We start from the raw sequence: 11495 nt of genomic DNA on the forward strand, positions 1-11495 counted from the left end.
TCTCGAATACGCATAAGCCAGCACTGAGGCTGGCTTATGGCTTTCTCGAACGAGGCGAAGAGATCAGGCGGCTTGTGGAGCTTCTGCCGGCTTGACTGCTTCTTCGTAAGAGACCGATTTGTCAGTCACATTGGCCTTCTGCAAAACAGTATCTACAACTTGCTCTTCCAGTACAACCGAGCGCACTTCGTTCAGTTGCTGGTCGTTCTTGTAGTACCACGCCACGACCTGCTCTGGCTCCTGGTAGGCCGAGGCCATTTCCTGGATCAGCTCGCGAACACGGGCGTCATCCGGCTTCAGCTCGAACTGCTTGACCACTTCGGCAACGATCAGGCCGAGGGAAACACGGCGCTTGGCCTGCTCTTCGAACAGTTCGGCCGGCAGTTGGTCAGGCTTGATGTTGCCACCGAACTGCTGGACGGCCTGCACGCGCAGGGTGCTCACCTCATTGGCAATCAGTGCCTTCGGCACATCGACCGGGTTGGCGGCCAGCAGGCCTTCCATCACCTGGTTCTTGATCTTGGACTTGATGGCCTGACGCAACTCGCGTTCCATGTTCTTGCGAACCTCGGCACGGAAACCTTCAAGGCCGCCGTCCTTGATGCCGAACAGGGCGAAGAACTCATCGTTCAGCTCTGGCAGTTGCGGGGCGGAGACGCTGTTCACCTTGACGGTGAATTCGGCGGTCTTGCCAGCCAGGTCGAGGTTCTGGTAGTCCTCGGGGAAGGTCGGGTTGATGACCCGCTCTTCACCAGCCTTGACACCGACCAGGGCGTCTTCGAAGCCCGGGATCATGCGGCCGGAGCCCAGTACCAGCTGAGTGCCGGTGGCGGAACCACCAGCGAAAGCTTCGCCGTCGATCTTGCCGACGAAGTCGATGTTCAACTGGTCGTCTTTCTCGGCCGCGCGTTCGACGGCTTCGAAACGGGTATTCTGCTTGCGCAGGATGTCCAGCATGTTGTCCACGTCGGCATCACCGACCTCTGCCTGCAGACGCTCGATGGCAATCTTCTCCAGACCGCCGATTTCCAACTGCGGATACACTTCGAAGGTCGCGACGTATTGCAGATCCTGGCCTTTCTCGAACGCTTTGGGCTCGACGGAAGGAGCGCCAACCGGATTGAGCTTCTGCTCGACCACCGCCTCATAGAAGGAAGACTGGATCAGCTCGCCCAGGGCTTCCTGGCGGGCAGATTCTTCGTAGCGCTGACGGATGACGCTCATCGGCACCTTGCCAGGACGGAAACCCGGAACCTTGGCACGGCGAGCAGTCTGCTGCAGACGCTTGCTGACTTCGATCTCGATGCGCTCGGCTGGCACGCCGACAGTGATACGACGCTCGAGAGCGGAAGTGCTTTCAACAGAAACTTGCATGGATATTCCTCGTTGCACAGACGTTAGCCGGCTTTCCGACCTGAGAATCAAGGGCATGCATTCTAGTGGGTCGAAGTGAAGAAGTCACCCTGCTGGAAAAGTGAATGTGAGGATGCGCCCGCGTCCTCAAGCCAGAGGCCATGGCGCTTTCCTCGGCGCACCGCCAGTCCGCCCTTATGGGGCGACCCGCAGGCAGACCCGCGAAGCCGCAAACTTGCCCTGCCAGCGCCCCTGGAAGGGCCGAGAGTTAAAGCGCGCGCAACCGAAACAGGGCGATCCTGCCTATTTCGTCAAGCGCCGTGGCAAGCTCCTGTTCCTGGGTATTGTGCAGCCGCTCCTCGAACGCGGCCAGTATCTGCTGTCGATCACTGCCCTTGACGGCCTTGACGAAGGGGAAACCGAAGCGTTCCCGATACTGCGCATTGAGGGTGTTAAAGCGCTCGAACTCCTCGATGCTGCATGCCTGGATGCCCGCCCCGGCCTGCTCGGCGGTCGATGCAGCGGTCAATTCGCCGCGCACCGCCGCTTTGCCGGCCAGGTCCGGGTGCAGATTGATCAACCGGAGTTGCTCCGCGGTGTCCGCCGAGAGCAGGATGCGCTGCATCACTCCGTGCAGCAGGTCGACATCATCGAGCTCCATGGGCTGTGCGGCATCGAAAGCACATTCGGCGATCCAGGGTGAATGCTCGTAGATATCGCCAAAGGTGCAGATGAACTGCTCGCGGCCAAGCGCGGAAGGTCTAATGCTCTTGAAACGGCTCACTATCAGGCCTCCGGGCAAGGGTGCGTGGCGTGCCAGTGGCGCGCAATATCGACGCGGCGGGCAAACCATACCCGGTCGTGGCCTTTGACGTAGGCAATGAAGCGCCGTAGCGAGGCCATCCGGGCAGGACGCCCCAACAGGCGGCAATGCATGCCGATCGACAGCATCTTTGGCGAACCGCTGACGCCCTCGGCGTAGAGTTCGTCGAACGCGTCCTTCAGATAAAGGTAGAAGTCCTCGCCCGTGTTGAACCCCTGCACCTGAGTAAAGCGCATGTCATTGGTATCCAGCGTGTAGGGGATGACCAGATGCGGACTGCCCGTGGGCGTGGCCTTTTCCCAGTAGGGAAGGTCATCGTCATAGGTGTCCGAGTCATAGAGAAAGCCACCCTCCTCCATGATCAGGCGCCGTGTGTTCGGCCCGGTGCGGCCCGTGTACCACCCCAGCGGCCTTTCGCCGGCAATCTCGGTAAGAATGTGGATGGCTTGCTGCAAGTGCGCCCGCTCCTCGGCCTCGGGCAGATCCTGGTAGTTGATCCAGCGAAGCCCGTGACTGCAGATTTCGTGGCCATCGGCAACCATGCTGCGGATCACCTCGGGGTGGCGTTGCGCCGCCATTGCGACAGCGAAGATGGTCAGCGGGATCTGCTGCTCACGAAATAACCGCAGCAAGCGCCAGACGCCCGCCCGGCTGCCGTATTCGTACAATGACTCCATGCACAGGTTGCGGGCATCGGATAACGGCTGCGCAGCAACCATTTCGGAAAGGAAGGCCTCGGACTCTCGATCGCCATGCAGGATGCAGCGCTCCCCGCCCTCTTCGTAATTGAGGACGAAAGACAAGGCGATGCGGGCATCGCCAGGCCACTGTGGATCAGGTGGCACGGCACCATAGCCGATAAGGTCGCGGGGGTATTCAAGCGGCATGTTGCGGATCCTCAGTTATCCAACGAGGTGGGTCGAGCCATCAAGGGGCACTGGCAAGAGTCTTGCAAAAAACATGCCCACATGGTCAGTTTTTACCTGACCAGAATGCAGCACAGCCATGACAGAGCGACACGACCTATCTATATGAGGAGATTTTCATGGGCCATTTGAGCACCCACGTACTGGACGCCACCCATGGCTGTCCGGGGCGCGGTATCGAAGTACGTGTCTACCGGGTAGAAGGCGAGGCGCTGCATCAGCTCACCAGCGCCAAGACCAACGACGATGGCAGGTGCGCAGGCCCGCTACTGGAGGGCGAGGCATTCCGGGCGGGGGTCTATCAATTGCATTTCGCGATCGGGGATTATTATCGCTCGCGCGGCCTGTGCCTGCCCGCGCCGGCTTTCCTGGATGTGGCGGTTCTGCGTTTTGGTGTCGCCGACGGGGGGCAGAACTATCATGTTCCCCTTCTGGTTTCACCCTATAGTTATTCCACTTATCGGGGCAGTTGAAGCGCCCCTGTTCAATGCCAGCCAGAGAAATATTGCACCGTATTGACGCATCGCTTGCCGCGTCCTCACATGGCCGGCTTCAGCTTCGCCGGCCGCCGTGGGTGGCCACAACGAAAAACGCCCGATCAGGGATCGGGCTTGATTTATCCAGCTTCGCTTACACCGCGTAGGTCTTGCGGAACATATTCTTGTAATGCTCCTCGACTGTAATCATCGGGTACTTGGGGGACTGGCCCGACGCCAAGCATTGCCGGATGCATTCGATTTGGTGACCGATGTTGCCGGAATAGAAGTAAGAAACCGAGTAGCGCTCATTGCCTGACAGATTCACTACCCGGTGAAGAGTCGACCGGTAGAGATCGTTCGTCCAGCGCGCGATCAGGTCACCCAGATTCACGACACAAGAGCCAGGCACGGGCATCGCCCAGACCCAACGATCACTTTCCTGATCCCACACCTGCAAGCCCGAGTTTTCGTCCTGCAACAGAAGAGTCAGTCCGCCCCAATCGGTATGAGCGCCACAACCTTTTTCACCAGGCGCGGCAGATGGCGACTGGGGCGGGTTTCGCCGATTTGCTGACCTACCTTGGTGCGATCGGAGAGACGCGCCGAACGAAGGCCTGATATGTCGATAATGGGAAGTGATGCAGCGGTATCAGAAACTTCGAAGGTTTTGGGTATGAGTTGAGCGTATGCCACAGGTGCAACCCCTGCTGAGATGCCGGAAGTGTCATCGCTTCGGCAGTTGGCGAAAAGCATCAAATATCGCTCTTCCCGATGCCTTTTTGGCAGCACAAGCTAGCCTTGATCGCACGAGAGCCACGAACCCCCTCTGCCGGCGGGTTCAGCGCAGGAAGAACGTACTGAGCCCCTGGTCGCGCAGGCCGCGGCGGTAGGCGATGGAACTGCGATCGGCGGGAATGTGGACTTCCAGCAGCGGGTCCAGCGGCAAACATTCGGGCTTCTGTGCCTCCACGAGAACTCGGTCTTCATCGAATACCTTAAGGTTGAACGCGTGGATGTCCTCCACCGGAATATGCTTGTCGAAGTTCTTGGCGATCGGGCAGAACAGGCGCGTCATTTTCGCCGACACGGGTGAGGCCGCGTTCATGATGACCAGACGTCCATCGTCCGGGAAATGCACGGTCAAGGTGGCGGTAAAGGGCAGATGCACCTCGAAATGCCGTTTCCACAGGAAACCTTGTGCAATGTCCGCTTCGACGCCGATCGGGTAGTTGCTTACATCGCTGATGTAAACCGCCTCGAAACCCTTTTCTGTCGACGCCGAGGTGTAGGCCGGCACCTCCACGTTCTCTGGATCACCAAAGGTCTCCAGGTGAACCCAGCCAAAATGCGCGACATCCAGAAACCCCTCCATCTGCCGACCTGCAAATGCAGCAATATCGACGCTGGGACAGAGGATCTGCTGAAAATCCGGCAAATCCCAATTCGGCATTACCGGAATATCGGCATCGGCGGGCGTCAACCCTGTGTTCAGGCAGACCCACACCAGGCCATAACGCTCCACGGCGGGATAAGTCCTCAGGCGCATCTTTTCCGGGATTTTCTGATTCGGGCTCGCCGGTATCCTGTTGCACTTGCCTGCCACACCGAAGCGCAGGCCATGGTACGGACAAACCACGCCCTCCGAGCTGCCTGTGCCCATGGTCAGCGGAACGCCCCGGTGAGGACAGACGTCACGCGCCACCACAAGCGCTCCCTGAGTTCGATAGAGCACCAGTGGCTCGTCCAGCAACATGGCCTTGTACGGGGTCGATGCCACGTCATCGCTGGGTGCGACGGGGTACCAGTTCTTCGCCAACAACTGCCAGTCGGCTTGCTCGAACGTGCAATGCAAGGGGACTTGAATATCGTCACTCATGGGGCTCACCAGGCTGGTTTGGGTCGCGGCGTCATGAACGCGCCGCGTCGCAGTGGACTTTAATCAGCCGAGATGCTCCACTCAAACGCTAAGAATGCACATACCCGTTGCAAAAAATAGAGCACCATGCCTACCTTTTCCCGGTTCACCCGCTATTTCATTGAAGTCGCCAGGCTCGGCAGCATGCGCAAGGCCTCGGAATCCCTGCATATTTCGGCTTCGGCCATTGACCGGCAGATTCTCCAGGCCGAAGAAGAGTTCGGCGTGCCGCTCTTCGAGAGGCTGCCCAGCGGCCTAAGGCTGACCAGCGCTGGCGAGCTGCTGCTGGCGAAGGTGAAAGAATGGGAGAAAGAGCTCCGGGGCACCCATGAGCATATTGACGACCTGCGGGGCCTGAGGCGCGGTCACGTTGCCATCGCCATGATCGACGCGCTCAGCGAAGGCTTCGTGCCTGAGGCGATTGCCGCACTGCACCAGCAGTACCCAGGCTTGAGTTTTGGCTTGCGAACTGCACGCAACCGGGATGTCCAGCAGCAGATTCTAGCCAATGAAGTGGATTTCGGCCTGTTGCTGGATCCGCTGGGCGGAACCGATCTGCAAGTGCTGGCGTTTGCCGAGATCCCGCTCGGCCTGCTGATGCCCAACGACCATCCTCTTGCATCCAGGCCGAGGCTTCACTTGAGCGAAGCCGTGCCCTACGGCCTGATCCTGCCTGCCGCACCGCTGATCGTGCACCGGCACGCCGAGGTGCTGCTGCAGCGACTGGAGATCGATTCACAGCGGGTGATCAACAGCAACGATTCACGGATGTTGCGCTCTCTGGTTCGCCTTGGCGTGGGAGTCGGCCTGCTTTCCTGGCTGGACGTCCAGGCTGACATCAAGGCACGGGAAATGACGTTCGTGCCATTGCGCTCAGAAAAGCTCAAACCAATGGTGCTATCAGTCTGCACCGCCTCTCATCGGCAACTCTCCAAGGCTGCACAACTGACCCTGGAGGCACTGAGAGAGCGAATCGAAAACCTCAGGCCTCAGGGTGAGGGACATGACGCGGGCAGGCCCTCAGAGCAGTGACGCACAGTCAGAGCGGTGCACCCTCATCGGTCTTGATCAGCCCACGGATCACATCGCTGCCATCACTGGCGCGAAGCTCGGCATACCAATCCAGGGTGGCGAGCGAATCTTGCCCATGGATGATCGCTGCTCGCCTGCGTGCCTTGCTGACCATCGCTGCAACGCGATCTGCGCGGCGAGCTTGATACGCCTGGAGCGCCGAAGAAACATCCTGATCCCCGCGCAGACACTCGGCCAGCACCCATGCGTCTTCCATCGCCTGACACCCGCCCTGGCCGATGTTCGGCGTCATCGCATGGGCTGCATCGCCCAGCAGCGCGACACGCTTGCTCACCAGGCGGGGTACGCGCCGGGTATCATGGATTTCAACCCGGGCGATCCCGGCTGGATCCAGACGGCGGATCAACCTCTGAACGGGCTCGGCCCAGCCCTGAAAATGCGCCTGAAGCTCTTCTCGGTAACGTTCGCGAATATTCTCCGATCCCACAGGCAACGGAACATCAAAGAAGTAATACAGCTCGCCATTTCCCATTGGCATCAGCGAGACGCGTTTGTTGTCACCGACATACTGGACCCACTCATCGGGCGCCGAGAGATCCTCGTTCGCCTTGATTCGACCATTCCAGTTCACGTACCCGCAGTACTGTCGTTCGATAACCTGCCCTGCCACGGTATTGCGCAGTAAGGAGTGCGTGCCATTGGCGGCAACCAGCAGGTCTGCGAAGACCGTCTCACCTGTCGAGAGACATACCGCTACGCCGGCCCCATCCTCGATATAACCTTCACAGGAAACGCCAAGCGTCACATTTTCGCCACCAGCCGCCTGCAGCAGAATCCGCTGCAGCTCGGACCGGGCAATGGGAAATGCACGGCGTTTCACGTGCTGATAAAGCGCCGCCAGGCTGAACTGGGTGAGTACCTGCCCATGGAGGTCGCGGTAGCTCATGCTTTGCATGCAGCCACCAGCGGCTTCGATCTCGGCCCCCACGCCAAGGGCATCCAGAACCCTCACGCCATTTGGCCAGATGGAAATGGCGGCGCCTATGGGGGCCAACTCGGTAGCACGTTCATAAACACGCACATGGTGGCCTGCCTGGCGCAGAGCGATAGCGGCGCTGAGCCCCCCCATACCTGCGCCTGCGATCACGACGTTCAAAGGTTTCATAAACTCTCCGGATAACGATGGATCACCCCACCCTGCAAAAAACTGTCCAAGTGGTCAGAAAAATAGCAGCATTGGATTACCGAGGCATTTGCGGCGCGCGGCTGCTTCGGAATTGACAGAAATGGGGCGCACACCCCCTTCAGCGCACTGAATTGGCGCAACGAATCCCCCAGGTCGATGCCACTAGGGCAAGCCGATCGATTGCAGGAGTGCCAGAACGTGCTGAAGATAAAGAACCTTCAAGAGAAAAAAGCGACGGCCGCGATATCACCGCCGCCATCACCCCGCGCCTGATCAGCATCAACCTCACCGACAACCATGGGGCGCCCTAGCCACCGGCAATGGCCTGCAGGTGATCATCGCCGGCGCACTGTCCAGCCCCCCACTGGTGCACCTGGATCAAGCCAACGAATCAGACGCCAACCTGCTCGCCCGCCTCGGCGAACAGCACGACGCCATCGCCGCGGTGAAGGTCGGGCGGCTGCTGTTCATGCCCACAGGTGCAAGCGCCACCGCCAGCGGCCCGGCCATCCTCACACTGGCAGACGGCAACCAGCACCGCTTCTTGCAGTCCGAACGCAACGCATGCAGTGGCGTGCGCGCCTAGCTATTTCCAAATCAAGGATGACCTCATGAGGACTACATTGCCGCTTCTTGCCTTCACTGTGTCCGCTCAGCTTCAAGCTGCCGAGTTCACGGCTACTGATATCTGCAAAGCCACCATTTCAGTGGAGATGTCCCAGCCTGCCTTGGCCATGCGTACTGACAAAGTCGGTGACATGCCTGTCATTTCATACACGCGAAAAGACGACAATCAAAAATTCACCTACCGCTACAGAATTGAGGGCAATAGAGTCGTCTGCTCCACCTTTTTTCCGGATGAAAAGCAATGGGGGCGTTGGCGTAACCACCCGGAAGACGCCTTGACTCACGACGAATTAATGAGCGGCGAGCTGAAAGTCGATAATGATCAGATAAAGGCGCAGACCTTCAAGCGTGGCGAAATGGCGAGGTGAGCACAGTCCCCCCCTGATCCCAGCGGTACTGCTCCACGCCGAAGGAGACAACCCGGACGACTGGCTGCGGATCCTCGATGAGATCAGCCAGAACGATAACGTCATCACCACCTGGCGCCGCGATGGCGCGCATCTGTTCTGGACGGTATCAAAGGATGACTGAGCCAGCACGCGGAGCGCTGGTATGTGAGAATCGCGCGCCCTAGCGGATGGAACCGAGGAATATGGTATGAAAAAAACGATCAGACCAGTTGAGCTGTCCGATATCAGCGCTATCTTTAGGATTCGAACTGGCGTCCAGGAAAACCACCTCTCCCACGCCCAATTGACGGAAATGGGCATTACCCCTGAATCAATTGGGCTGGCGATATCGGAATCTCCGTGTGCCTGGGTTGCGGAAGTCGATGGTGCCCCAGTGGGTTTCTCCATGGTCGATACTGCCGATGGCTGCGTGTTTGCCGCCTTCGTACTGCCTGCCTTCGAAGGGCTCGGCCTGGGGCGTGCATTGATGGAAAAAGCAGAGGCCTTTCTCTTCCAGACTCACCAAACGATATGGCTCGAAACCGCCGAAAAAAGCCGCGCAAGTGGCTTCTATCGCAATCTTGGTTGGCAGCCAGTGGAAATGTTGCCGGCGGGTGACATTCGTTTCGAGAAGCACCTCAGCCAATAGATCCACAAGGTAAGTGCCCATAAAAAACCTGCTCCTGGCCGGGGGGGCATTATCGCTCCGCCTTGCGCCGTGCCATCGCTTCAATAGCACGGCGCATAAAGGCTTGCTCGCCCTCGTCCAGTTGCCGGTAGAAGCGGATCAGCATCCGCTCGGCTGCCGCGAGTGGTTCCCTATCGGGCCGGGCAACCTGGCACCTTGGTTGACTACCCACAGCTCTTTTCCCATGGTTCATCGCTCTGCATGCTCCATATTGTGCACTGGAGCGATTCAACATAACGGCCGAGCTTCGTTTCTCCATATGTAAGGACCGACTAATAATGTCGCGATGCAAAAAGTCTGGGCATTCACTGATTCAGTGTTAGGCGCGGAGACTGCAATGGGCCGAACAAATCTCATCGGCTAGCCGCTCCGCATCATGGTCTTCGATGTTAGATAAAACTGCCACTGTATAACCTTCCTCTATTGAGCAAGCGAAATGGGTACTAAACCCCGCCGTGCCTCCGTCATGGCAGAATTTGACGCCTGACGCGCCCTCTTCTCGGCATAGGCCAAAGCAGTAAGCCGAATAGTCAGCGATAGGTTGCCCCCTATTGTTATTTGGAGACAGGGGCGTCAACATCTTTTCTATAATTGCGGCCCCTCCTACTTTGGCATGGAAAAAATTATGCCCCCATTTCATCAGGTCGCTGGCAGATGAATGCACCAGGCTCGCCCCTATGCAGTTCCACGGATTTCTAGACACAACATAGTCTCCATTTTCATCTTTAGCGTAGCCTGTCGCCACACGCCCGTCTTCGCTCATTCCGTCCAATATAAATGAGTCGCGCATTAATAAAGGCTCAAAAATATGCTCCCGAGCATAGTCAGAAAAACTTATGCCACTAGCACGCGATATGACCAAGCCAAGCAAGAAATAACCTGAGTTACTGTATTCAAATCGAGACCCTGTGGAAAATTGAAGCTCAGCCTGTTCTTCAAGCAAACCAAGAATATGCTCAGCGGAGAGCGGGTCGTCAAATTTAATGCCTCGCGACAACGCGATATCTACAAAATCGGGAATGCCACTGATATGGTATATCAGGTCGCGTAAAACGACATCACCAGCACAGCTGCTGAGTTCTGGCACGAACCTGCAAAGTGGATCTTCCAATGACAAAATCCCGTCTCGCTCCAATAACAGCAAACAAAAGGCCGTAAATTGTTTAGACACGGACGCCAGGTCAAAAACTGTATCGCTGCCGATTGGCTTTGAGTCAATCAATTTTTCTACGCCAACACTGCGCTCGTAGCATCCACCTTGTTCAAAACACAACAATGATACAGATCCAGGTCCAGGCCGGTGATCAGATACGTCTGACATAAACAAAAAAATCCCAGTTGCAGTTAGAGAAAAGACTGACATCATATTCAAAACATGACTTCGTTTTTTAACTCAAATTGAGTATCGGTATGCTTTGCGCGGACACCTAGAACAGCGAATCCCCACCGTACTACGGCCAGGTGACTGGTAGCCTTCTTCGATGACCCAGCCGCCCATCGTCACTAGCTGTTCGGCCAAGCGCTCAGGAATGAGCAAGGCGTGTACGAGGGGCATATTGTCGCTGGTCAGGCTGATGGCAAGGCCTGGTGTGAGCATGTAGGCAAAAAGCGTAATGAGTGTCTTAGGGGCTGTACGAAAAGTCGATATGAGTAGAATAGCCACCATGATTGGCTGGAGGCCACATGGCAAGGCGCTACGAACTCCCAGATGCGGACTGGGATTTAATCGAGTATCTGCGCTCCCCGGAACTGAATCGCCCCGGCTTTCCTAGACACTTTCCAAGCTCTGGAAATAGCGCTTTTCAAAATCCACTGGCGATAGCTGCATAGCGCTGCTGTGCCGGCGTTTAGGGTTATAAAACATCTCGATGTAATCGAACACATCAGCGCGTGCTTCTTCACGAGTGCCGTAGGTTTTCCGCCTGATGCGTTCGCGCTTCAGCAGTTGGAAAAAGCTCTCTGCCACGGCGTTGTCGTGACAGTTACCGCGCCGGCTCATGCTACTGATTAGGTTGTTGGCCTTGAGGAAACTTTGCCAGTCCAGGCTGCTGAACTGGCTGCCCTGGTCTGAGTGGAT

General features: G+C 57.5%; 14 protein-coding genes and 1 pseudogene. 6 read left to right on the forward strand and 9 right to left on the reverse strand.

Annotated elements, in window-relative coordinates; genetic code table 11:
- Positions 1–63: 63 nt before the first annotated feature.
- From tig to puuE, 3 genes are all read right to left on the reverse strand, one after another.
- Positions 64–1374 carry a trigger factor gene (gene tig, locus BLR94_RS17180; RefSeq protein ID WP_084307280.1) on the reverse strand — a complete coding sequence of 437 codons (1311 nt, stop codon included), beginning with the start codon at positions 1372–1374 and terminating at the stop codon, positions 64–66.
- 247 nt (positions 1375–1621) lie between these two features.
- On the reverse strand, positions 1622–2137 hold the full coding sequence (gene uraD, locus BLR94_RS17185) for a 2-oxo-4-hydroxy-4-carboxy-5-ureidoimidazoline decarboxylase (protein ID WP_084307279.1): 516 nt from the start codon (positions 2135–2137) through the stop codon (positions 1622–1624).
- Positions 2138–2139: 2 nt separating this feature from the next.
- The gene (gene puuE / locus BLR94_RS17190; protein WP_084307278.1) at positions 2140–3063 is read right to left on the reverse strand and encodes an allantoinase PuuE; all 924 of its coding nucleotides are present in this window, start codon (positions 3061–3063) and stop codon (positions 2140–2142) included.
- A gap of 158 nt (positions 3064–3221) precedes the next feature.
- On the opposite strand from puuE, the gene uraH reads away from it, so the two are divergent.
- Positions 3222–3575: a hydroxyisourate hydrolase gene (gene uraH, locus BLR94_RS17195; RefSeq protein ID WP_084307277.1), complete on the forward strand. Its 354-nt coding sequence runs from the start codon at positions 3222–3224 to the stop codon at positions 3573–3575.
- 157 nt (positions 3576–3732) lie between these two features.
- Here uraH and BLR94_RS17200 read toward each other — a convergent pair.
- From BLR94_RS17200 to BLR94_RS17205, 3 genes and pseudogenes are all read right to left on the reverse strand, one after another.
- Positions 3733–4137 (reverse strand): annotated as a pseudogene (locus BLR94_RS17200) (2OG-Fe(II) oxygenase family protein); the annotation flags it as partial.
- Complete coding sequence (locus tag BLR94_RS27235; RefSeq protein WP_139207465.1) at positions 4068–4334, reverse strand: hypothetical protein; 267 nt, start codon at positions 4332–4334, stop codon at positions 4068–4070. The pseudogene BLR94_RS17200 and the gene BLR94_RS27235, both read right to left, overlap by 70 nt.
- 85 nt (positions 4335–4419) lie before the next feature.
- Positions 4420–5457: an aromatic ring-hydroxylating oxygenase subunit alpha gene (locus BLR94_RS17205; protein ID WP_084307276.1), complete on the reverse strand. Its 1038-nt coding sequence runs from the start codon at positions 5455–5457 to the stop codon at positions 4420–4422.
- Between the two features lie 126 nt (positions 5458–5583).
- On the opposite strand from BLR94_RS17205, the gene BLR94_RS17210 reads away from it, so the two are divergent.
- Positions 5584–6528, forward strand: coding sequence for a LysR family transcriptional regulator (locus BLR94_RS17210; protein WP_084307275.1), 945 nt, complete (start codon positions 5584–5586; stop codon positions 6526–6528).
- Positions 6529–6535: 7 nt separating this feature from the next.
- Here BLR94_RS17210 and hpxO read toward each other — a convergent pair whose 3' ends face one another.
- Positions 6536–7693, reverse strand: coding sequence for an FAD-dependent urate hydroxylase HpxO (gene hpxO, locus BLR94_RS17215; RefSeq protein ID WP_084307274.1), 1158 nt, complete (start codon positions 7691–7693; stop codon positions 6536–6538).
- A gap of 352 nt (positions 7694–8045) precedes the next feature.
- Here hpxO and BLR94_RS17220 point away from each other — a divergent pair, with 352 nt between their 5' ends.
- From BLR94_RS17220 to BLR94_RS17235, 4 genes are all read left to right on the forward strand, one after another.
- Positions 8046–8300 carry a hypothetical protein gene (locus tag BLR94_RS17220; RefSeq protein WP_244158215.1) on the forward strand — a complete coding sequence of 85 codons (255 nt, stop codon included), beginning with the start codon at positions 8046–8048 and terminating at the stop codon, positions 8298–8300.
- 25 nt (positions 8301–8325) lie between these two features.
- Positions 8326–8709, forward strand: coding sequence for a hypothetical protein (locus BLR94_RS17225; protein WP_084307273.1), 384 nt, complete (start codon positions 8326–8328; stop codon positions 8707–8709).
- The gene (locus tag BLR94_RS17230; protein ID WP_084307272.1) at positions 8690–8872 is read left to right on the forward strand and encodes a DUF1654 domain-containing protein; all 183 of its coding nucleotides are present in this window, start codon (positions 8690–8692) and stop codon (positions 8870–8872) included. Before BLR94_RS17225 ends, BLR94_RS17230 begins: the two co-directional genes overlap by 20 nt.
- A 66-nt stretch (positions 8873–8938) precedes the next feature.
- Positions 8939–9379, forward strand: coding sequence for a GNAT family N-acetyltransferase (locus tag BLR94_RS17235; protein WP_084307271.1), 441 nt, complete (start codon positions 8939–8941; stop codon positions 9377–9379).
- A gap of 358 nt (positions 9380–9737) precedes the next feature.
- On the opposite strand, the gene BLR94_RS17245 is transcribed toward BLR94_RS17235, so the two are convergent.
- A complete protein-coding gene (locus BLR94_RS17245; RefSeq protein WP_244158219.1) occupies positions 9738–10784 on the reverse strand; it encodes a serine hydrolase domain-containing protein in 1047 nt (348 codons plus the stop codon).
- 402 nt (positions 10785–11186) lie between these two features.
- Positions 11187–11495: IS3 family transposase (locus BLR94_RS17250; protein ID WP_139207466.1), on the reverse strand; the 309-nt coding region annotated here is incomplete at its 5' end.

Source organism: Phytopseudomonas flavescens (assembly GCF_900100535.1).
GTDB classification, from domain to species: domain Bacteria; phylum Pseudomonadota; class Gammaproteobacteria; order Pseudomonadales; family Pseudomonadaceae; genus Aquipseudomonas; species Aquipseudomonas flavescens.

Coding starts and splice junctions, on each gene's coding strand:
- tig (WP_084307280.1), bottom strand. CDS start 1,374: ATGCAAGTTTCTGTTGAAAGCACTTCCGCTCTCGAGCGTCGTATCACT.
- puuE (WP_084307278.1), bottom strand. CDS start 3,063: ATGCCGCTTGAATACCCCCGCGACCTTATCGGCTATGGTGCCGTGCCA.
- uraH (WP_084307277.1), top strand. CDS start 3,222: ATGGGCCATTTGAGCACCCACGTACTGGACGCCACCCATGGCTGTCCG.
- BLR94_RS27235 (WP_139207465.1), bottom strand. CDS start 4,334: ATGCTTTTCGCCAACTGCCGAAGCGATGACACTTCCGGCATCTCAGCA.
- BLR94_RS17205 (WP_084307276.1), bottom strand. CDS start 5,457: ATGAGTGACGATATTCAAGTCCCCTTGCATTGCACGTTCGAGCAAGCC.
- BLR94_RS17210 (WP_084307275.1), top strand. CDS start 5,584: ATGCCTACCTTTTCCCGGTTCACCCGCTATTTCATTGAAGTCGCCAGG.
- hpxO (WP_084307274.1), bottom strand. CDS start 7,693: ATGAAACCTTTGAACGTCGTGATCGCAGGCGCAGGTATGGGGGGGCTC.
- BLR94_RS17225 (WP_084307273.1), top strand. CDS start 8,326: ATGAGGACTACATTGCCGCTTCTTGCCTTCACTGTGTCCGCTCAGCTT.
- BLR94_RS17235 (WP_084307271.1), top strand. CDS start 8,939: ATGAAAAAAACGATCAGACCAGTTGAGCTGTCCGATATCAGCGCTATC.
- BLR94_RS17245 (WP_244158219.1), bottom strand. CDS start 10,784: ATGATGTCAGTCTTTTCTCTAACTGCAACTGGGATTTTTTTGTTTATG.